This window comes from Pelomicrobium sp. P1 (assembly GCF_052805615.1).
The window spans coordinates 23,210-41,670 of record NZ_JBRBEM010000004.1; the positions used below are offsets into that span (position 1 = coordinate 23,210).

22 protein-coding genes are annotated in these 18,461 nt (G+C 67.0%); 5 read left to right on the forward strand and 17 right to left on the reverse strand.

Annotated features, from left to right (window positions below):
* Positions 1 to 21 precede the first annotated feature (21 nt).
* Positions 22 to 321: a hypothetical protein gene (locus ACUVYZ_RS05440; RefSeq protein ID WP_439933370.1), complete on the reverse strand. Its 300-nt coding sequence runs from the start codon at positions 319 to 321 to the stop codon at positions 22 to 24.
* Positions 322 to 699: 378 nt separating this feature from the next.
* Here ACUVYZ_RS05440 and ACUVYZ_RS05445 point away from each other — a divergent pair, with 378 nt between their 5' ends.
* Positions 700 to 1,806, forward strand: a complete 1,107-nt coding sequence (locus ACUVYZ_RS05445; protein ID WP_439933369.1) for a phosphotransferase family protein — start codon at positions 700 to 702, stop codon at positions 1,804 to 1,806.
* Positions 1,803 to 3,089 carry a phosphopyruvate hydratase gene (gene eno, locus ACUVYZ_RS05450; RefSeq protein ID WP_439933368.1) on the forward strand — a complete coding sequence of 429 codons (1,287 nt, stop codon included), beginning with the start codon at positions 1,803 to 1,805 and terminating at the stop codon, positions 3,087 to 3,089. The genes ACUVYZ_RS05445 and eno overlap by 4 nt, the downstream gene beginning before the upstream one ends.
* Positions 3,090 to 3,099: 10 nt before the next feature.
* On the opposite strand, the gene ACUVYZ_RS05455 is transcribed toward eno, so the two are convergent.
* Positions 3,100 to 3,717: a cation transporter gene (locus ACUVYZ_RS05455; protein WP_439933367.1), complete on the reverse strand. Its 618-nt coding sequence runs from the start codon at positions 3,715 to 3,717 to the stop codon at positions 3,100 to 3,102.
* Between the two features lie 161 nt (positions 3,718 to 3,878).
* Between ACUVYZ_RS05455 and ACUVYZ_RS05460 the strand changes: the two genes are divergently transcribed.
* Positions 3,879 to 5,093 carry a DNA polymerase Y family protein gene (locus ACUVYZ_RS05460; RefSeq protein ID WP_439933366.1) on the forward strand — a complete coding sequence of 405 codons (1,215 nt, stop codon included), beginning with the start codon at positions 3,879 to 3,881 and terminating at the stop codon, positions 5,091 to 5,093.
* Positions 5,094 to 5,228: 135 nt separating this feature from the next.
* On the opposite strand, the gene ACUVYZ_RS05465 is transcribed toward ACUVYZ_RS05460, so the two are convergent.
* From ACUVYZ_RS05465 to ACUVYZ_RS05495, 7 genes are all read right to left on the reverse strand, one after another.
* Entirely contained in the window at positions 5,229 to 5,435 is a 207-nt protein-coding gene (locus ACUVYZ_RS05465) for a hypothetical protein (protein ID WP_446033041.1), read from the reverse strand.
* An 80-nt stretch (positions 5,436 to 5,515) separates the two neighbouring features.
* Entirely contained in the window at positions 5,516 to 6,181 is a 666-nt protein-coding gene (locus ACUVYZ_RS05470; protein WP_439933364.1) for an MOSC domain-containing protein, read from the reverse strand.
* 162 nt (positions 6,182 to 6,343) lie between these two features.
* Entirely contained in the window at positions 6,344 to 6,904 is a 561-nt protein-coding gene (locus ACUVYZ_RS05475; RefSeq protein WP_439933363.1) for an NADPH-dependent FMN reductase, read from the reverse strand.
* A 58-nt stretch (positions 6,905 to 6,962) separates the two neighbouring features.
* Entirely contained in the window at positions 6,963 to 7,673 is a 711-nt protein-coding gene (locus tag ACUVYZ_RS05480; protein WP_439933362.1) for an SDR family NAD(P)-dependent oxidoreductase, read from the reverse strand.
* 160 nt (positions 7,674 to 7,833) lie between these two features.
* Complete coding sequence (locus tag ACUVYZ_RS05485) at positions 7,834 to 8,709, reverse strand: NAD-dependent protein deacetylase (RefSeq protein WP_439933412.1); 876 nt, start codon at positions 8,707 to 8,709, stop codon at positions 7,834 to 7,836.
* Positions 8,710 to 8,731: 22 nt separating this feature from the next.
* The gene (locus ACUVYZ_RS05490; protein WP_439933361.1) at positions 8,732 to 9,103 is read right to left on the reverse strand and encodes a type II toxin-antitoxin system VapC family toxin; all 372 of its coding nucleotides are present in this window, start codon (positions 9,101 to 9,103) and stop codon (positions 8,732 to 8,734) included.
* Complete coding sequence (locus ACUVYZ_RS05495) at positions 9,103 to 9,348, reverse strand: hypothetical protein (protein ID WP_439933360.1); 246 nt, start codon at positions 9,346 to 9,348, stop codon at positions 9,103 to 9,105. Before ACUVYZ_RS05495 ends, ACUVYZ_RS05490 begins: the two co-directional genes overlap by 1 nt.
* Before the next feature lie 244 nt (positions 9,349 to 9,592).
* On the opposite strand from ACUVYZ_RS05495, the gene ACUVYZ_RS05500 reads away from it, so the two are divergent.
* Positions 9,593 to 10,584 (forward strand): IS630 family transposase gene (locus ACUVYZ_RS05500; protein ID WP_439933359.1). Its coding sequence is split into 2 segments (ribosomal slippage): positions 9,593 to 10,055 and positions 10,055 to 10,584, totalling 993 coding nucleotides; the frame shifts between segments, so codons are not numbered across the junction.
* Between the two features lie 55 nt (positions 10,585 to 10,639).
* Here ACUVYZ_RS05500 and ACUVYZ_RS05505 read toward each other — a convergent pair.
* Complete coding sequence (locus tag ACUVYZ_RS05505) at positions 10,640 to 11,344, reverse strand: IS4 family transposase (protein WP_439933358.1); 705 nt, start codon at positions 11,342 to 11,344, stop codon at positions 10,640 to 10,642.
* Complete coding sequence (locus ACUVYZ_RS05510) at positions 11,283 to 11,795, reverse strand: DUF4372 domain-containing protein (protein ID WP_439933357.1); 513 nt, start codon at positions 11,793 to 11,795, stop codon at positions 11,283 to 11,285. Before ACUVYZ_RS05510 ends, ACUVYZ_RS05505 begins: the two co-directional genes overlap by 62 nt.
* 206 nt (positions 11,796 to 12,001) lie before the next feature.
* On the opposite strand from ACUVYZ_RS05510, the gene ACUVYZ_RS05515 reads away from it, so the two are divergent.
* Positions 12,002 to 12,946, forward strand: a complete 945-nt coding sequence (locus ACUVYZ_RS05515) for a DUF481 domain-containing protein (RefSeq protein WP_439933356.1) — start codon at positions 12,002 to 12,004, stop codon at positions 12,944 to 12,946.
* Between the two features lie 6 nt (positions 12,947 to 12,952).
* On the opposite strand, the gene ACUVYZ_RS05520 is transcribed toward ACUVYZ_RS05515, so the two are convergent.
* From ACUVYZ_RS05520 to ACUVYZ_RS05545, 6 genes are read right to left on the reverse strand one after another with little or no spacing between them, the layout of a single operon-like run.
* Entirely contained in the window at positions 12,953 to 13,240 is a 288-nt protein-coding gene (locus ACUVYZ_RS05520) for a hypothetical protein (RefSeq protein WP_439933355.1), read from the reverse strand.
* Complete coding sequence (locus ACUVYZ_RS05525) at positions 13,237 to 13,788, reverse strand: NADH-quinone oxidoreductase subunit B family protein (RefSeq protein ID WP_439933354.1); 552 nt, start codon at positions 13,786 to 13,788, stop codon at positions 13,237 to 13,239. Before ACUVYZ_RS05525 ends, ACUVYZ_RS05520 begins: the two co-directional genes overlap by 4 nt.
* A gap of 24 nt (positions 13,789 to 13,812) precedes the next feature.
* On the reverse strand, positions 13,813 to 15,354 hold the full coding sequence (locus ACUVYZ_RS05530) for a hydrogenase large subunit (protein WP_439933353.1): 1,542 nt from the start codon (positions 15,352 to 15,354) through the stop codon (positions 13,813 to 13,815).
* Between the two features lie 16 nt (positions 15,355 to 15,370).
* Entirely contained in the window at positions 15,371 to 16,831 is a 1,461-nt protein-coding gene (locus ACUVYZ_RS05535; protein WP_439933352.1) for a hydrogenase 4 subunit F, read from the reverse strand.
* A gap of 3 nt (positions 16,832 to 16,834) precedes the next feature.
* Complete coding sequence (locus ACUVYZ_RS05540; RefSeq protein ID WP_439933351.1) at positions 16,835 to 17,494, reverse strand: formate hydrogenlyase; 660 nt, start codon at positions 17,492 to 17,494, stop codon at positions 16,835 to 16,837.
* A gap of 5 nt (positions 17,495 to 17,499) precedes the next feature.
* Complete coding sequence (locus tag ACUVYZ_RS05545) at positions 17,500 to 18,459, reverse strand: respiratory chain complex I subunit 1 family protein (RefSeq protein ID WP_439933350.1); 960 nt, start codon at positions 18,457 to 18,459, stop codon at positions 17,500 to 17,502.
* Between the last annotated feature and the right edge of the window lie 2 nt (positions 18,460 to 18,461).

Consider the following 18,461-nt stretch of genomic DNA (forward strand, 5'->3'; position numbering starts at 1 on the left):
AAGCGAGGGCGGGGCGAAAAGTTACTTGACCTCGCTCCTCTCTTTCTCCTGCTCGGGGGTCATGGCGCCGCCCGAGGACGAAACCGTCCCGCCTGCGGACGGGGTACCACCGCCGTATTCGGGGGGAGTTCCGCCACCCGCCGGGCTGTCCTGGGCGGACGGGGTTGACGGGGGCAATCCGGCAACGCCGGTTCCCTGACCCGAGGACTCGGCGGGCGGCGTCGCGGCCTCGCCCGTGGTGGCGGTTTCCTCTTGCTTTCCGCAAGCGGAAAGCAGCAGGGCAACCGCTGACACGGCAACAAGCTTCGACAGGGTCTTCATAAAGGCCTCCATTGACCTTGGCGTTGTAAACCCCGGCCATCCCGCGTTGCGCTAAGGCGGAACGTGGCAACGGCCCCGTACCGTGCCTCGTGCAAGCGCCGTGCCCAGGGGACGGAAACCCTGTCGATTCAAAGATAAATCTCCTGCTCCAGGCGCTTCACGATCCCGGGTTCCGGGGGACATGGGGGTCCGGTTGTCGCTGCGAAGCAACAGCTTTTCCCTTCTCCAAGGCAAAGGCGAAAGAATCGAAGGGGTTAGAGCGTTGGGGATCGGCAACAGCCGTGAGGAAGCATTCCGGGCTTGTTGAGTGCGGGGTCGTCGGTTATCTTGGTCTTGCACCCATCCCTGTCCCGGCCCCGACCTCAGCCGCTGACGGCCATGCATCCGGACGCTCCCCTTCGAGCCGCGCCGTCCCAGGACGCGATCCATGCCGCCCTGGTGCGCATGGGGCTCATGGGGCCCGGCGAGCGCCCGCCCCTCGTCCCCCTGGGCGGGGGCGTGTCCTCGGACATCTATCGGGTCGATCTGCCCGCCGGCCCCGCGTGCATCAAGCGGGCGCTCCCCAGGCTCAAGACAGCGGCCGAGTGGCTCGCCCCGGTGGAGCGCAACCGCTGGGAATACGAGTGGATGCAGGTGGCGGCGAAAATCGTTCCCGAGGCAGTACCGCAGCTTTTCGGGCGCGATGAGGAAAGCGGCGCCTTCGCCATGGAATACCTGGACCCGGCGATCCATCCGGTGTGGAAGGCGCAGCTTCGCGACGGCGTGATCGAAGAAACCACCGCGCGGGAAGTGGCCCGCCGCCTGGTGGCGATCCACGCCGCGACGGCGGGGGACGGGGAGATCGCCCGGCGCTTCGCCACCGATCACATCTTTTTCCCGATCCGCCTGGAGCCCTATCTCGTCGCCACGGCGCAGCGGCACCCTGACATTGGCTGCGCCCTCACCGAGCTGGCCGAAGCGACCGCCGTGACCCGGCGGACCCTGGTGCACGGAGACGTGAGCCCCAAGAACATCCTGGTGGGTCCCAAGGGACCGGTCTTTCTCGACGCGGAATGCGCCTGGTACGGCGACCCGGCCTTCGATCTCGCCTTCTGCCTGAACCACCTGCTCCTCAAGTGCCTGTGGCGGCGTAAGTGGCGGGACCGCTACCTCGCCTGCTTCGATGCCCTGGCGGACGCCTATCTTCGTGGCGTCACCTGGGAACCGCGAAGCGAGCTGGAGTCCCGGGCCGCCCAGCTCCTGCCGGCGTTGTTTCTCGCCCGGGTGGACGGGAAGTCCCCCGTGGAATATGTGACCGAGGAGAGGGACAAGGCCCGGGTGCGGCGCGTGGCCCGCTCGTTTTTCTTCCGGCCCGCGCGCCGCTTGAGAGAAATACGGGACGCCTGGACGGCCGAGCTCGCCCCGGGACGCGCAAACTTTTCCATCCGGGCGGAGGAACAAGCCGGCTGCGATTTCAATCCGGCGCCGCCCCCGGATCGATCATGACCGACACCACCATCACCCGCCTGCAAGCCCGCCGGGTGTGGGACTCCCGCGGGCGCCCTACCGTGGAAGCGGAAGTGCACCTCGCCTGCGGCGCGACGGGGCGGGCCATCGCCCCGGCCGGCGCCTCCCGAGGCACCCGGGAGGCGGTGGACCTGCGGGACGGCGGTCCCCGCTTCGGCGGCCTGGACGTAATGCAGGCGGTGGCCCACGTGGAGGGCCCCATCGCCCAGGCCCTGCTGGGCCGGGACGCGGCGGCGCAGGCGGAGATCGACGGGGAGCTCGCCCGCCTGGACGGCGGCCCCCACTTCGCCCGCCTGGGCGGCAATGCCGCCATCGCGGTGTCCATGGCGGTGCTCCACGCCGCGGCCACCGCCCACGGGGAGCCCCTGTGGCGCTACCTGGCGGAAGGCGAGCCGGTGCGCCTGCCCCTTCCCCAGATCCAAATCTTCGGCGGCGGGGCCCACGCGGGCCGCCGGGTGGACGTGCAGGACTTCATGGTGGTGGCGCTGGGGGCCGGGACCTACGCCCAGGCGCTGGAGATGACGGCGGAAGTGTATCGGGCGGCGGGGCAGCTTATGGCGGAAGCGGGCCGGCTCCAGGGGGTCGCGGACGAAGGCGGCTACTGGCCCGCCTTCGACTCCAACGAACAGGCGCTAGAGACACTTACCCGGGCGATCGAGGCGGCCGGTTTCACCCCCGGGGACGAGGTGGCCATCGCCCTGGACGTGGCCGCCTCCCAGTTCGGCGCCAAGGGCCACTACCGGCTCGCCCTGGACCGGTGGGAACGGGACCGTGATGGCATGATCGAGCTGCTCCTCGGCTGGATCGACCGCTATCCCATCGTCTCGGTGGAGGACCCTCTGGCCGAGGACGATGCCCTTGGCATGATGGCCTTCACCCGGGCGGCGGGCAACCGGGTGCAGGTGGTGGGGGACGACTACCTGGTCACCAGCGCCGAGCGGGTGGAAACCGCCGCGCGGGAAAAGACCTGCAACGCGGTCCTCATCAAGCCCAACCAGGCCGGCACGGTGACGGCGGCCCGGGCGGCCCTGGAGACAGCGAAGCGCTCCGGCTTCGGCACCATCATCTCGGCCCGTTCCGGGGAGACCGAGGACGTGACCATCGTCCATCTCGCCGTGGGCTGGGACGCCGGCCAGCTCAAAGTGGGCGCCTTCTCCCGCTCCGAGCGCATGGCCAAGTGGAACGAGGGCTTGCGCATCGAAGCCGCCCTGGGACCCGCCGCCCGGTTCGCCGGAAAGGCAGCCCTGCGGCGCGCCGGCTGAGGAGAAGGAACTACACCCGCGCCGCCGCCAGCGCCCGGGAGGCGCTGCGCATCACCCCCAGGGACGAGGCGAGCCACAGGGCCGCCAGGGCCAGGCCCACCGCGATGTCGGGCCAGGCGGAGCCGAAGACGAGCACCGCGCCGGCGGCTCCCAGGACCGAAACGTTGGCGACGATGTCGTTGCGGGAGCACAGCCACGCCGAGCGCATGTTGACGTCGTCCCCCCGGTGGCGCCACAGGAGCGCCAGGCAGAGGCCGTTGGCCGCCAGGGCGAGCAGCCCCACGCTGCCCATCAGGGACACCTCGGGAAGCTCGGGGATCAGCATCCCGTGGACCGCCTTGACCAGGACGAACAGGCCGAAGCCCGCCATCACCGCTCCCTTGAAGAGGGCCGCGCCCGCCTTCCAGCGCTCGCCCCGGGTCACCGCCAGCAGGCTCACCCCGTAAACCAGGGCGTCCCCCAGCATGTCCAGGGAGTCGGCGAGAAGGGCCACCGACCCGGCCGCCAGTCCCGCCGCCAGCTCCACGACGAACATGGCGCCGTTGATCCCCAGCAAACGCTTCAACACCGCCGCCTGGCGGCGGGTGAGCCGCCCGGTCCCGCACCCTTCGTGTCGACAGCAGCCCATCGGGAAAACGCCTCTCGATCTTCGATCCTATCTTCCGGGACGACGACTCTCAAGCCTGGAAACTGCCCCCGACCCGTCCTTCCAGCCGCGGCCCAGGGCGGGCTTGCCCAAGCCGCGTTTCTGTATAAATATACAGAAAAGAGACGGTCCGGAGCCAAGCCATGCCCCTGCGCGCCCTGTTCGTCGACTTCGACGCCTACTTCGCCTCCGTGGAGCAGCAGGACGACCCGGCGCTGCGGGGCCGGCCGGTGGCGGTGGTGCCGGTAATGGCGGACACTACCTGCTGCATCGCCGTGAGCTATGCGGCCAAGCGCCACGGGATCAAGACCGGCACCCGGGTGGCCGAGGCGAAGCGACTCTGCCCGGGCCTCGTGCTGCGGCCCGCCCGCCACGAGCGCTACATCGAGATCCATCATCGGCTGGTGCAGGCGGTGGAGTCCTGTATCCCGGTAGATGCGGTGCTCTCCATCGACGAGATGGCCTGCACGCTGACCGGGAGCTGGTGCGCGCCCGATCGCGCCCGGGAAATCGCGGGCAGAATCAAGGCTGCCGTTCGGGAGGTGGGGGAAGCCCTCACCTGCTCCATCGGTATCGCCCCCAACCGCTTCCTGGCCAAGACCGCCTCCAAGATGGACAAGCCCGATGGCCTTACGGTGATCCAGGAGAAGGACCTGCCGCAAGCCCTGTACCGGCTCCAGCTCGGCGAGCTGAACGGCGTCGGGCCGCGCATGCTGGTGCGGCTCGCGGCGGCGGGAATCCGCACCGTGGAGGATCTGTACGCGGCGAGCGCCGCGACCCTGCGCCAGGCCTGGGGCGGCGTGGAGGGAGAGCGGATGTACGCCCGACTGCGGGGCGAGACGGTCCCGGAACCCGAGACGGCACGCGCAAGCATCGGCCACTCCCATGTTCTGCCCCCCGACCTGCGGAAGGACGAGGCTGCTGCTGCGGTGCTGCACCGGCTGTTGCAGAAGGCCGCCTGGCGGCTGCGCCACCTGGGTTATTTCGCCGGCGGGATAGGGTTGCAGCTCCGCTACCTGGACGGGGGGCGCTGGTACTGCCGGCGGCGGCTGGAAGCGACCCAGGACACCTTGGCCTTGGCGCAAGCGATGGGGGAGCTGTGGGACAAGCGGCCGCGCCGCCGGCCGCCCTTGCTGGGGGTGGGGGTCACTCTGACTCATCTGTCCGAAGCGCGCGGACAGTCCCTGGAACTCTTCGCCGAGGCCGCCGCCCGGGGGCGGCTCTTCGAGATCGTGGACCGGCTGAATGCCCGCTTCGGCAGAAACGCGGTCTACTTGGGCGGCGCTCACGGGGCGCTGGAGGCCGCCCCCATGCGCATCGCCTTCACCCACGTGCCGGATCCGCGGACGGAGCGCTGAGGCCCCGCCCTGGTCGGTTCACCGGACCAGCCCGACCTTCGCCTTCCTCGCCGCCCGGATCAGAGCCTCGTCGAGGGTCGCCAGCGGCGCGTCCCCGGCGCATGGCCAGTTCCAGATAGGCGGCATGGTAAACGGTCAGGCCGTAGCGCTCGGCGAGGGGTAGACCACGCGCGCGGTACGCCCGTAATCGGGCTCGTCGATGGCGGTTCCCAGCGCACCGAGGTCCTGGATTCGCGCCATGGCCTCGGACGAGGAAATGGGGCCGCGCCGCACCATCATCAGCAAGGCGCTCAATACTTCCTCCAGTCGGATCGCAGGAACGATCGGGTCCTCCGTAGCCAATAGCTTCGGTAACCGCCTTGGGGGTCGCTCATCGGGGGCAAAACAGACCACGGTAGCGCTGCTATCGAGTACCAGGCCCATCAAGAGCGCCCTTCATTGACCCATGCGGCGAATCGCCGCGCCGCCCGCTCCCGCCAACCGGGCGAGAGCTCGGGAAGCTGCGCCAGGGCGGCGAGCGCCTCGCGGTCGGCGTCCCGGGCGAACAGCGCCCGCAACACCCGGAGCACGGACCACTGGGGGCAGGGCCGTTCCACCCCCACGATCGGGTCGCCGCAGCGCACCCATCCTTCCTCCAGCACCCGGTAGTACCAGCCCGCCCGCAGGGATTCCAACACCAGCGCCACCATGCGCGGCTCGCCGAAGCGCAGGTTCAGGTTGCGGCACGGCTGCCGGCCCTGGGAGACCTGGACGAGCGCCGTGCCCATCCGGTACACGTCGCCCACGCACACGTCGGCTTCCGTGATCCCGAGGGTGGAAACGTTCTCGCCGAAGGCCCCCGGCTTGGCGAGTCGCGGCGCGAGGTGGGGCTGCTCCTCGCGCCAGACCCGATAGTGATCCCGGGGATAGTGATGCAGCGCCTTTTCCGGACCGCCGTGGTGCTTGGCGTTGGCGTGCTCGTCCCCCACGAGCCCGGTCCAGGTCACTCGCAGCGGTCCGGGAACCTCCCGCTTGTCGATGGCGCTCAGGGTACCGTCCTCGCCCAGGGGCTGGACGCGGCCGATGCGCAGCGATTCGATGCGGACCATGACACGCATATCTTTAAGCAAAAGCGAGCCACGAACGGGCACGGATTTCCACGGATAAGGACCGGGGTGGTCTCTTCATCCGTGGCTGAAGGGTCTGGAAAAATTGCGCTTCAGCGCGCCGTTCAAAGCCAACCCGGTGCGTTGCGCTCCACGCATCCTTCGTCATCGGCGCAGCCGGCGCGTCCAATCCACCAGCGCCGCCAGGAGCTGTCGGATGAGTTCCCGGGTCGATTCGTCTTTGAGCGCGCCGTTCTCGTCGAAGCGGCTCGGCGCCTGGGAGATCATCACCTCCGGCCTGTTGAGGATGTGGGCGTTGAGATAAATGAAGCATTGCCGCAGGTGGTACTGGGCCCGGGCGCTGCCCAGCATGCCGGGGCTCGCTCCCATGATGGCGATGGGCTTTTCGTTGAACGGCTGCTCCGGCGGACGGGAGGCCCAGTCGATGGCGTTCTTGAGCACGCCCGGCACCGAATAGTTGTACTCGGGGGTGACGATGAGCAGCGCGTCCGCCGCCCGGATCTGCTCCCGCAGCCGCGCCGCCGGTGGTGGGAAACCTTTTTCCTTCACATCTTCGTTGTAGAGGGGCAGGTCTCCGATCTCGGCGAATTCCATGCGGGCGCCGGCGGGCAGAAGCTCCGCCGCTGCATTGAGCGCCGCCGTGTTGTAGGATCGGGCCCGGAGGCTGCCGGAGATGCCGAGTATGCGAAGGGTCGGATCGGTCATGGGTTCTCCCTTTTTCACGTCATCATGTCCAGCGCGGCCCTTTCATTCCGTGGCGGGCTCAAAACCGCTCGACCCAAGGCCGAAGGTCGAGTTCCTGAGTCCAGGCGCTGCGTGGCTGCCGGTGCAACTGGTAGTAGGCCTCGGCGATCGCCTCCGGCTCTAGCAGGGCGTCTGGACCGCGCTGGGCCAGCAGATGCTCGTAGCGCTCGGAGCGGATCTGGCCGTCGATCACCACGTGGGCCACGTGGATGCCCTTGGGCCCCAGCTCCCGGGCCATGCTCTGGGCCAGGGCCCGCAGGCCGAACTTGGGCACCGCCAGGTTGGCGAAACCGCTGCTTCCGCGTAGCGACGCGGTCGCCCCTGTAAAAAGGATCGTGCCCCGGCCCCGCTCCACCATCCCCCGGGCGGCCGCCTGGCCCACCAGGAAGCCGCCGAGGCAGCCGATGCGCCAGCAGCGCTCGAAGTCCGCCGGATCGATCTCCAGTATCCCGCCCGGCCGATAGGCGCCGACGTTGAACACCACCAGGTCGGGCGGGCCGAGCTCCCTTTCGACCTGGTCGAAGAGGGCCGCCACGGCCCCCGCGTCGGTGGCATCGCACGGGTAGCTTCGCACGCCAGTGAGCGGCTCGCGCTGGAGCAACGCCTCGAGCCTTTCCTTGCCGCGCGCCGCCATGGCCACCTGCATCCCCGCCGCGGCGAAGCGCTTGACCAGAGCCCAGCCCAGGCCCGGGCCCACACCCACCACCACCGCTACTTCCCGTTCTTTCATGGCTCACCTCCGATTCGAGCATCGGATTAACAACCGAGCGACCCAAAACGCCTGACGATGCTCGACCCTGGTGTGCTCTTTATTGCACAGGGCGAGCGGTAGGGTGCATAGAGCGAAGCGAAACGCACCGGCGCTACCGAGCGGTGCACCGGTGCGCACTCTACAACTCCGCCCGCGCTTGGAACAAGGCCCGGGCCAGCTCCGCGAGAACGACCGCGCACGGCGCCACGATCTTCAGTTGTAGAAGTTCGTCGGCCCGGGTGCGCCCCAGGTTGATGGCGGCGACGGGTTTTCCCATTTCCCGGGCGGCGAGACAGAACCGGTAGCCCGAATAGACCATGAGGGAAGAGCCCACCACCAGCAGCGCGTCGGCGGAGGCTAGCGCCTGAAGGGCGGCGTCCACCCGCGCCGGGGGCACGCCGGCGCCGAAAAACACCACGTCCGGCTTGAGCAGGCCGCCGCAGCGGAGGCACTCGGGGACGCGAAAATCGTCCAAATCGGCAAGCGCCACGTCGGCGTCGCCATCCGGAGCCAGCCCGGCCGATAGGGACAAGAACGCCGGGTTCTGCGCCTCCAGTATGCGCTGGACAGCGGCTCGCGGGAGCACCTCGCCGCAGTCGAGGCAAAGAACCCGCTCGAGGCTGCCGTGCAGCTCGATGACCCCTCGGCTGCCGGCCCGCTGGTGCAGGCCGTCCACGTTCTGGGTGAGCAGGGTGTGCACGCATCCGGCCGATTCCAGGCGGGCGAGGGCCCGGTGGGCGGCGTTGGGTCGGGCGGCTGCGACGCGGGGCCAGCCGATCAGGCTCCGCGCCCAGTAGCGTCGGCGGGCCAGCTCGGAGCGCAGGAATTCCTGGTGGCTCAAGGGTGGCGTGCGCTTCCATTGGCCTTCCACGTCCCGGTAGTCCGGAATGCCGGAGGCGGTGCTTACCCCCGCGCCGGTCAGCACCAGCAGCCGAGGATGGGCGCGGACAAAGCGCGCGAGGGCCTGCGTTTGCGTCATGGTCCCGGACGCCGCTTTCGAACCTCGAAATGGCAGGCGATCGCCATTCCCAGAAAAACTATGGCCGGTACGGGCGCTTCAACCCCTTGAGCATGGGAAAATGCTTCAGATTGAGGGTTGCTAGTTGCAGATTAGCGCTCTTCGCCGTCGCGGCAATGAGCGCATCGATCGGATCAACGCCGTGGCTTGGCCCGTATTGGCGAACATAGTCGCCGGCGAGACTTGCTGTCTCCAGCCCGATGTCATGGATTTTATATACTTCCAGAAGCCGCTCTATCTGCCGGCGCTCCCGCGCATTGCGGACACCTGCGATGAGCCCCGTTGCCGTGATCGCCGACAGCGATGGCGCTTCGGGCAAACCGTTCACGAACGCTAGCGCCACCTCTCGCCCGCGCAACACGTCGATTACGATACAGGTGTCCAGAAGCATCAAGCCCGCTCGTAAACGGACCCAAATCGCCGCTTGGCCGCAGCGCGAATCTCTTGGCTCAGGTTTTCGAGGTCCGTCCGATCTTTCCACATTCCCGCGACCGCGCGCGTCGCTTCCCGCCAGTCGACATCCTGGCGCTGCGCCCTGTCAATCAGAAGATCGACGCTCTTCCGGATCAGATCGGACTGCTTCTGCCCTGTGCGCGCAGCGATGGATTTCAGCGCAGCCTTCTGATCCTCGCGCAAAAAACCTGGATTTTCTGGATGCTTGTCGCCATTCCATAGACGACATACATTTTATGTGTCGATTTGAATTGAGGTCAATCAACACTGCTGTCCAAAGCAGCCGAAACCGCGAGGGTGCCCCCTTGATCTGACGCGGGTTCTGGACGAGTTACGACGAGATTCTATTGAGAATTACGTAACCTCATGACAACCTTTTTCTCCCTGATGCGTTATATCGATGTTGCGATTGCATCGAGGAGGGAGCATGGCGGTCAAGATGGACGAGGCGGCAAAACGGCGGGTGCGTGCGGGCCGGTTGCTGATGAAGGGCAAGAAGCCTGCGGAAGTGGCGAGGGCGGTTGGCGCACCCCGGCAGACCGTATATCGCTGGCTGGGCGTATTGCAGGAGAAAGGCATCGATGGGCTGTGCATGATGAGCAAGGGCGGACGCCCGTCGCGAATGTCCGCCGAGCAGGTCGAAGAGCTGCGCGAAGCCTTGCTGGCCGGGCCTGTAGCCTGCGGATACGGCACCGATTTGTGGACGCTCAAGCGGGTGCGCCTGCTGATCGAGAAGCGCTTTGGCATCCGATACAGCGAGGTCCAAGTCTGGCGCATTCTGGGCGCCATGGGCTTTTCCAGCCAGAAGCCGGAGAAGCGCGCCATCGAGCGCGACGAGGAAGCCGTGGCGCACTGGAAGAGGCGCACTTGGCCTCGGCTCAAAAAAAAGCCCAGCGGGAAGGCCGCGTAATCGTCTTCATCGACGAGTCGGGGCTGTCGGAGCGTCCCACACGCGTTCGCACCTGGGCGCCCAAGGGGCAGACGCCGGTGATCCAGTTCCATTTCAACTGGAAGCAGTTGTCGATGATTGCCGGGGTGAGCCGTACCAATGCCTACTTCCGCCTGCACGAGGGATCGATCAAGGGTCCGCAGATCGTCGAGTTCCTCAAGGCGCTCGTCAAACAGATCGGACAGCGGTTGTTGATCATCTGGGATGGTCTCAAGGCCCATCGTTCCCGCTTGGTACGGGACTACGTCGATGGCCTGGCGGGCAAGATCGAACTGGCCTTCCTGCCGCCTTATGCGCCGGAGCTCAATCCGGTCGAATACCTGTGGGCCTGGCTCAAGCGCCACGCCCTGGCGAATTACTGCCCCAACTCCATTGCCGACCTTGCCATCACCGCACGCGGCAAGCTCCAATCGGCACAGCGACGCACTTCGCTCATCGCCGCCTTCTGGAAACAGGCTGAGCTGTTCTGATGTCACGAGATTATGTAATTCTCAATAAGATCGGGCCTCCTTGTGCTGTCCAAGATCAGGCGAAGGCGAGCGCCGCTTGTGGCTGCGCCTGAAGATTGGGCGGCGCGGCGAAGGGCTCGTTCAACCAGGTGCGCAGGTCGCGATGGGTGAAGAGATTCATGCGCGGCAGCGCCACCAGATTGGACAGACTCCAGCCGAAGCGGGAGATCAGCTGGAGGTAGCGCAGCAGCAACATGGCAATCAGCGCCGTCCAGATCTGGATTCTCACCGCGTTGGCCGAGGTGCCGACGAAGGTCTTGAGTCTCAGGTTTTGCTTGAGCGCCTTGAAAAAGAGTTCCACCTGCCAGCGATCCTTGTAGATGGCGGCGATGGTGCAAGCGCCCAGGCCGTGATGGTTCGTCAGGAACACGAGCCGCTCGCCGGTGTCCTCGCACACGGCTTCCACCCGGCGCAGCAGGTGGGGGCACTTGTCCTGGGCGCCCACGCCGGTGAGCCGGATGCTCTGATCCTTGAAGATGTTGCGATTCTGCGGGACGGGTCGTTCCTCGACCACCTCGTACTGGGCGTTGTCTTTCATGCGGGTGACGAAAAAGACTGCCGAATCCGTCCAGTAGGCGAAGAGGCGATAGTCGTTGTAGCCCCGGTCATCGACCACGATGGTGCCAGCCGGGAAGGGAATGCGCCAGGCGACCTTGACGTCATGGACGGCTGCCTCGGTGATGATCCCGTAGGTGAGCAGACAGCCGTCGTGGTCGAGCACCAGATGCGGCTTGACCGCCCCCTTGGGTAGCGGCGGAACCTCGCCAGTCGAACATCGACAGGCACAGATCGATGACCGTCGAGTTCAGGCTCACCAGCTTGCTCTTGAAGCGGAACTTCTTCTTGCCGACGAACTGGGCAGCCACCCGCTCGAACAATGCGTAGAAGACCTTCTCGTACAGCTCCCAGGGGCGATGTCCATTGGCGTAGAACAGCGAGGAGCGCGCCGGCGCCTCGATGCCCAGGTGGGCGAGCTTGCCTTCGCAGCTCTTCAGCCCACCTTCGAGCTCCCGCAGCGAGGGGGCGCGGCCCAACTGGCAGAACATCATCGCCACGAACTGACTCCAGCTCGACAAACCCTTCGCAGCACGTTCGGAGCCGGCTCCCTTGACCATGCGCTCGAACTCGGATAGCGCGGAATCAGCTTGAGTATGTGACTGAACATGCTGCATGATGCGCTCACAACGGGCCTCCTTCGGTCGGGTACAGGTGGGTTTGGCGATTCACCCATACCCTACACCTCGGATGGCCCGCTGTCATAAGCTGTTTTGGACAAGAGTGGAGGAATATGCATTCTTTGACGAAGCGCGCATCGGCTTGTTTTTTGACCTCCCTCTGTCTGGCCACGGTCACCTCGGCGCGGGCGGACGAGGTCCGGATGAAAAACGGTGACCGGCTGACCGGTACCATTGTGCGCAAGGCGGATGATACCCTCATTCTGCGCACTGACTATGCCGGCGAGATCCGGCTGCAGTGGTCCCAGGTGGAGGGCATCTCCACCGACCAGCCGGTGGAAGTCCTCCTCACCGACGATGTCTACCTGAAAGCACGGCTCGAGGCCGCCGGGCAATCCCGCGTCGCCTTGGAGGGACAGGATACCCCGGTCGCCCGCGGCATGCCCCTGGAGCGCATCGCCTACATCAACCCGTCCCCGGAGCAGTCTGGACGGGGCGTGACCTTCAAGGGGCGCGTGCAGCTGGCCGCCGCCCAGACGAGCGGCAATACGGACACGGAGCGGCTCAACGGGGAAACCGAGATGACGCTGCAAGCCAAGCGCTATCGCTATATCCTAGGTGGCGACGCCAACCAGGAAAAAGACGACGGACGCACCTCGGCGTCCAACTGGCGGGGGCACACCAGCTTCGACTGGTTCTTCCGCCCGCGCCAGTTCCTCTACACCCGCGCAACCTTCGAGCATGACGAATTCAAAGACCTGAAGCTGCGCTCCACCTTCGGCGGCGGCTACGGTTACCAAGTGTTCGAGACTGAAACCACCCGTTTGTCGATCCAAGGCGGCCTGAACCACGTGAACGTAGACCGGATCGCCACGGACGACGAAAGCTATCCGGCAGCGGGCTGGCTCATCCGCTTCGAGCACAAGCTCTGGGGCGGTCCCATGACCCTATTCCACGTGCAAGACGGAGACGGGAGCCTCGAGGACGCTGGCGACCTCGTGGTGCGCACCAAGACTGGCCTGCGCTGGCCGCTGGCGGGTGGCCTGAACGCCACCGCCCAGCTCAACCTGGATTGGGACCACGATCCCGCGCCAGGACGCAAGAGCACGGACCAGACGCTGCTGCTGGGACTAGGTTACGAGTGGTAGGGGCGATCAGCACCGGGTGAGGCTGTCGCCACGCACGCAGGGCACGCTCATCCAGTAGTGGATCGGCCCCTTCGGCGCCGGCGGATATTCTCCGTAGCGCATGACCCAGGTGGCACCGGACTCCTTGTCCATGCGCACCAGGGCGTCCTTGCCGTCGGCGTCCTTGATCAGCATCAGCTCGTAGCGTCCCAGGGCCTGGGCCTGCCGCGGCGTTTTCGTCTCGGCCGAAACGGAGCCCGCAGCGAGCGCGGCAAATGCCGCGGCGAGCGCTGAAACCGTCTTGATGATTTTCAAGCCTGATCCTCCCTTCTTGCTTCGAAAGCGGTCTGGGGCATAGGGCGGCGCAACGCCGTCAACAGGCCCTGGAGCAGGGCCACCGGCGTGGGCGGGCAGCCGGGCACCGCCACGTCCACCGGGATCACGTTGGAGACCCGCCCGCGGCTCGCGTAGCTTTCGCCGAAGACGCCGCCGTTCGATCCGCAGTCTCCCACCGCCACCACCCGCTTCGGCTCGGGCATGGCCTCGTAAGTGCGCTGGAGAGCCTGCTCCATGTGTTTCGACACCGGCCCGGTCACCAGCAGCAGGTCCGCATGCCGCGGGCTCGCTACGAAACGGATGCCCAATCCTTCCAGCATGTAGTAGGGGCTGTTGAGGGCGTGGATTTCCAGCTCGCAGCCATTGCAAGAGCCCGCGTCCACGTGGCGGATGGCAAGCGAGCGGCCCACCACTTCCCACGCCGCGTCGAAGAGGGCCTGGCGCGCCAGCCTGAGTTTCTCATCCGGCTCCGGCGGCGGTTCGGTGATGATGCCTGTCACGGCGATCTTTTTCAGTATCCGATACATGGCTTGCCCCGTGTCTGCGGGTGTTCAAAGGTCATGCCCGCTATAGCTCAAATTGAAGCTTTTGTTGATCAGGGGAAAGTCGGGGACAATGTTGCCCAGCACCGCGTGCTCCAGCACCGGCCAGTTCTGCCACGAGGGATCGTGGGGATGGCAGCGATGGATACGACCGTTCTCGCCCAGGTGCAGGGCCACCAGCACCTCCCCGCGCCAGCCCTCCACCCAGCCCGCGCCGAAGGCGTCCGCCTCGAGGACGCCGAGATGCTCCCGTACCGGCCCGCCGGGCACGTTTTCCAGCAGCTCGCGCACGAGCCGCAGGGATTCCCGCACCTCTTCGAAGCGCACCGCCACCCGGGCGGCCACGTCGCCGTTGCGGTGGGTCGCCATCTGCACCTCCAGGAGATCGTAGGGCGGCACGGGAAACCGCACCCGCAGGTCCCATGCCAGCCCGCTCGCCCGGGCGACCAGGCCGGTGGCCCCCAGTTGCTCGGCCAGGGCAGGCGGCACCCGCCCGCAAGCGATGTAGCGGTCCTGCACCCCCGGGTGCTCGTCGTAGATCGAGCGCAGGCTGTCCACCTCCGCTTCCAGCCGCTCGCACAGCGCGAGGAGCCTCCCCGGGCCTTTGAGGGGTAGGTCCCGGGCGACCCCGCCCGGGACCACCAGGTCCATGAGATAACGGTGGCCGAAGAGCTCGGCGTTCAAGCGCAGCAAATCCTCCTTCAGCCGCCAGAACTGGGCGAAGCCGAAAGCGAGCGCCACGTCGTTGCCCAGATAGCCCAGGTCGCCCAGGTGGTTAGCGATGCGCTCCAGCTCCAGGGCGAGCCCCCGCAGCCAGGCCGCCCGGGCCGGGATTTCCACCCGGGCGGCGCATTCCGCCGCCATGGCGTAGGCCCAGCCGTAGGCGACCGTGGCGTCCCCCGATACCCGGGCGGCGAGCCGTGCGCCTTCCTCCACGGTCTTCCCCTCGAACAGCTTTTCGATCGCCTTGTGCTTGTAGCCGAGCCGCTCCTCCAGCTTGAGGACCTTCTCCCCCACCACGGAGAAACGGAAATGGCCGGGCTCGATGGTGCCGGCGTGCACCGGTCCCACCGGGATCTCGTGCACCCCGTCCCCTTCCACCCGCACGAAGGGATAGTCGTCGGGTTCGCCGGCATGCTGAGCGCCCAGCGGAAAGTCCTTGCGCAGCGGGTACGCCCGCTCGGGCCAGGCGCCATGCCTCAGCCAGGGACGCGTATCCGCAGCGCCGTCCGCAGCGATCCCCAGCAGGTCGTGCACCGCCCGCTGCATGCGGCCGGCCGCCGGGAAGATGCGGGATACGTCCGGATAGCGGGGCGGCGTCTCCGCCAGGGGCAGGCTGAGGATGAGCAGCCCGTCGGGAACCAGCAAGGCCGCGTGCACCGCGAAGCCGCCCGAGCGGGACCGCTCGTCCGATCCCCACAGCGCCACCAGCCGCCCGCCGGCGGCGCGGGCGCGCTCCATGGCCCCGCGCCATTGCGCCTCGTCCACCTGGGCGTGCCAGCCGGGGTAAGGCGCGGCGAGGGGAACGGCGTTCAAGCGGGCGAAGGGCATCTCGTCCTGCGCTCCCTCATCCTGCCCCGCCGATCATGGCCGCCGCTTCCCTGTACCAGGCGGCGAGGAAGGGCGGGATGTACAGCCCCAGCATCAGCACCAGGGCGAGGTGCACGAACACCGGCGCGATCGCCGGCGGGTGGGGCAGCCGCCGGGCAGTGGTCTCGCCGAACACCATCGGTTGCACCCGGCCGAATATCGAGGCGAAGGCGATCCCCAGGCCCATCAGCAGGAAGGGCGTCGCCCAGGGGTGCTCGCGCATGGCGGTGGTGAGGATCAGGAACTCGCTCGCGAACACGCCGAAGGGCGGCAGGCCCACGATGGCGAGGCTGCCGATCGCCAGGCCCCAGCCCACGGTGGGGCTCACCTGCAGGAGCCCCCGGATCTCGTCCATCACTTGCGTGCCCGCCTTCTGGGCCGCATGGCCGACCGCGAAGAAGATGGCAGACTTGGTGAGGGAGTGCACGGTCATGTGCAGCAGGCCGGCGAAGCTGGCCACCGGCCCGCCCATGCCGAAGGCGAAGGTCATGAGCCCCATGTGCTCGATGGAGGAATAGGCGAACAGGCGCTTGATGTCCTTCTGCCGCGACAGGAAAAAAGCCGCCACCACCACGGACAGCAGCCCGAAACCCATCATCAGGGCACCGGCGAAACCGCTCTCGAGGGCCCCGTCCACCAGCACCTTGCAGCGGACGACCGCGTACAGGGCCACGTTGAGCAGCAGCCCGGAGAGCACGGCGGAGATGGGCGTGGGCCCCTCCGCGTGGGCGTCCGGCAGCCAGTTGTGCACCGGCACCAGGCCTACCTTGGTGCCGTAACCTACCAGCAGGAACACGAACGCCAGGGAGAGCACGGTGGGCTCGAGCCCCGCCTTCATGGCGTCCAGGTGGGTCCACAGGAGGGTCACCTCCCCCTGCCCGCCGATCACCCGCTCGGCGGCGAAGTACAGGAGCACGGTACCGAACAGGGCCTGGGCAATGCCCACGCCGCACAGGATGAAATACTTCCACGCCGCCTCCAGGCTCGCCGGCGTGCGATAGAGGGACACCAGCAGCACGGTGGTGAGGGTCGCCGCCTCCATCGCCACCCACAGGATGCCCATGTTGTTGGCCAGCAGCGCCAGCAGCATGGTGAAGGTGAAGAGCTGGTACATGGCGTGGTAGAGCCGCAGCCGCCCGGGGTTGAGCTTGCCGTGGCGCTCTTCCACGCGCATATAGGGCCGGCTGAAAAGGGAAGTGGTGAAGGCGACGAAGGCAGTGAGCACCACCAAGAACACGTTGAAGGGGTCGACGAAGAGCTCGTCCTCCCAGGCGAACCGGGGGCCGCTTTCCAGCACCCGGAAGGCGAGGACAAGGGAGGCGGCCAAAGTCGCGAAGCTGGCGGCGGCGTTCGCCTCCGCCGCCCAGGGGCGATGGCCCACCAGCGCCAGCAGCAGGCCGGCGGCGAGCGGAATTGAAAGAACGGCGAAGATCTCCACCTTTCAGCGCTCCCGCAGCCGCTCCATGTGGCGCAGATCCAGGCTGTCGAAGGTCTCCCGGATCTGGAAGAAGAAGATGCCCAGGATCAGCACCGCCACCAGGATATCGAGGCCGATGCCCAGCTCCACCACCATGGGCATGCCGTAGGTGGCGCTGGTGGCGGCGAAGAAGAGGCCGTTCTCCATGGCCAGAAAGCCGATCACCTGGGGCACCGCCTTGCGCCGGGTGATCATCATCAGGAAAGCGAGCAGCACGCACGCCAGGGCGATGCCGATGGTCCCGCGGGTGATGGTGCCGGCGAGCTGGGAGATGGGCAGCGCCAGGTTGAAGGCTAGCACCACCAGGACGATGCCCACCAGCATGGTGGTGGGGATGTTGATCAGGGTCTCCACGTCCCACTGGACGTTGAGCCGGTGGATCAGCCGGTGGAGGATCCACGGCAGCAGCAGCACCTTGAGGGCGAGGGTGATGAGCGCCGACCAGTAAAGGTGCCCTTGTTCCGTGGACACCGCCACCACCAGGGTGCTCAAGGTGAGCACCGCCCCCTGGGCGGCGAACAGGTGGATCAACGACAGGATCCGCCGCTGGGACAGCATGGCGAAGGCGATCAGGAGCAGCAGCGCCGCCAGCAGGTGGATGAGTTGGGTGGCGAGCGACGGCATGGGCCTCAGGCTCCGAGCAACAGCAGGGTGAGCATGCCCAAAACCGCCAGCAGGAAAGCGGTCCCCAGGTATTCGGGAACGCGAAACACCCGCATCTTAGCCGACACGGTTTCGATCAGGGCGAGGCCGAACCCCGCCAGAGCGAGCTTCGCCACCAACGCCACCAGGGCCACCGGCACCAGGAGCCACTGGCCGGCGGGTGCGATGCCCCACGGCACGAAGAGCGCGATGCCGATGGCGGTGTAAGCCATGAGCTTGAGGGAAGCGGCCCATTCGATCATCGCCAGATGCCGGGCCGAGTACTCCAGCACCATGGCCTCGTGGATCATGGTGAGCTCCAGGTGGGTGGCTGGGTTATCCACGGGGATGCGGGCGTTCTCCGCGAGCAGCACCATGATGAACGCCACCGCGGCGAAGGCGAGGCTCGGGTAGATGGCAAACTCCCGGTGCGCCAGCGTCTCCACGATGGTGGTGAGCCCGGTGGACTGGGAGATGAGGGAGGCGGTGAAGAACACCATGAGGAGCGCCGGCTCAGCCAAGAACGAAACCAGCATCTCCCGCCGCGCGCCGAGGCTGCCGAAAGCCGTGCCGATGTCCATGGCAGCGAGCGCCAGGAACACTCGGGCGAGGGCGAATACGCCCACCAGCGCGATCACGTCCGCCGCTGGTGCAAACGGAAGGTCGGTCGCCAAGATCGGCACGATGGCCAGGGCGAGCAGCATGCAGCCGAACACCACGTAGGGCGCCGAGCGAAAGAGGGGCGAGGCGCTGGCGGCAATGACCGCATCCTTGTGGAACAGCTTGACGATGGTGCGGTAGGGCTGGACGAGGGGCGGCGCTTTGCGGTTTTGCAGCCAAGCCCGCCATTGGTTGACCCAACCCAGGTAGAGGGGCCCTAAGGCGACCGCCACCGCCAGTTGCAGCGCCTGGGAAGCGAGGGCACTCAGCGCGTCCAGCCAGCTCATCT

Excerpts from the sequence above, each read along its gene's own strand:
- ACUVYZ_RS05545 (WP_439933350.1), bottom strand. The coding sequence starts at position 18,459 with ATGAGCTGGCTGGACGCGCTGAGTGCCCTCGCTTCCCAGGCGCTGCAA.
- ACUVYZ_RS05455 (WP_439933367.1), bottom strand. The coding sequence starts at position 3,717 with ATGGGCTGCTGTCGACACGAAGGGTGCGGGACCGGGCGGCTCACCCGC.
- ACUVYZ_RS05530 (WP_439933353.1), bottom strand. The coding sequence starts at position 15,354 with ATGCCCTTCGCCCGCTTGAACGCCGTTCCCCTCGCCGCGCCTTACCCC.
- ACUVYZ_RS05515 (WP_439933356.1), top strand. The coding sequence starts at position 12,002 with ATGAAAAACGGTGACCGGCTGACCGGTACCATTGTGCGCAAGGCGGAT.
- ACUVYZ_RS05445 (WP_439933369.1), top strand. The coding sequence starts at position 700 with ATGCATCCGGACGCTCCCCTTCGAGCCGCGCCGTCCCAGGACGCGATC.
- ACUVYZ_RS05480 (WP_439933362.1), bottom strand. The coding sequence starts at position 7,673 with ATGAAAGAACGGGAAGTAGCGGTGGTGGTGGGTGTGGGCCCGGGCCTG.
- ACUVYZ_RS05490 (WP_439933361.1), bottom strand. The coding sequence starts at position 9,103 with ATGCTTCTGGACACCTGTATCGTAATCGACGTGTTGCGCGGGCGAGAG.
- ACUVYZ_RS05540 (WP_439933351.1), bottom strand. The coding sequence starts at position 17,494 with ATGCCGTCGCTCGCCACCCAACTCATCCACCTGCTGGCGGCGCTGCTG.
- ACUVYZ_RS05470 (WP_439933364.1), bottom strand. The coding sequence starts at position 6,181 with ATGGTCCGCATCGAATCGCTGCGCATCGGCCGCGTCCAGCCCCTGGGC.
- ACUVYZ_RS05475 (WP_439933363.1), bottom strand. The coding sequence starts at position 6,904 with ATGACCGATCCGACCCTTCGCATACTCGGCATCTCCGGCAGCCTCCGG.
- eno (WP_439933368.1), top strand. The coding sequence starts at position 1,803 with ATGACCGACACCACCATCACCCGCCTGCAAGCCCGCCGGGTGTGGGAC.
- ACUVYZ_RS05525 (WP_439933354.1), bottom strand. The coding sequence starts at position 13,788 with ATGTATCGGATACTGAAAAAGATCGCCGTGACAGGCATCATCACCGAA.
- ACUVYZ_RS05440 (WP_439933370.1), bottom strand. The coding sequence starts at position 321 with ATGAAGACCCTGTCGAAGCTTGTTGCCGTGTCAGCGGTTGCCCTGCTG.
- ACUVYZ_RS05510 (WP_439933357.1), bottom strand. The coding sequence starts at position 11,795 with ATGCAGCATGTTCAGTCACATACTCAAGCTGATTCCGCGCTATCCGAG.
- ACUVYZ_RS05460 (WP_439933366.1), top strand. The coding sequence starts at position 3,879 with ATGCCCCTGCGCGCCCTGTTCGTCGACTTCGACGCCTACTTCGCCTCC.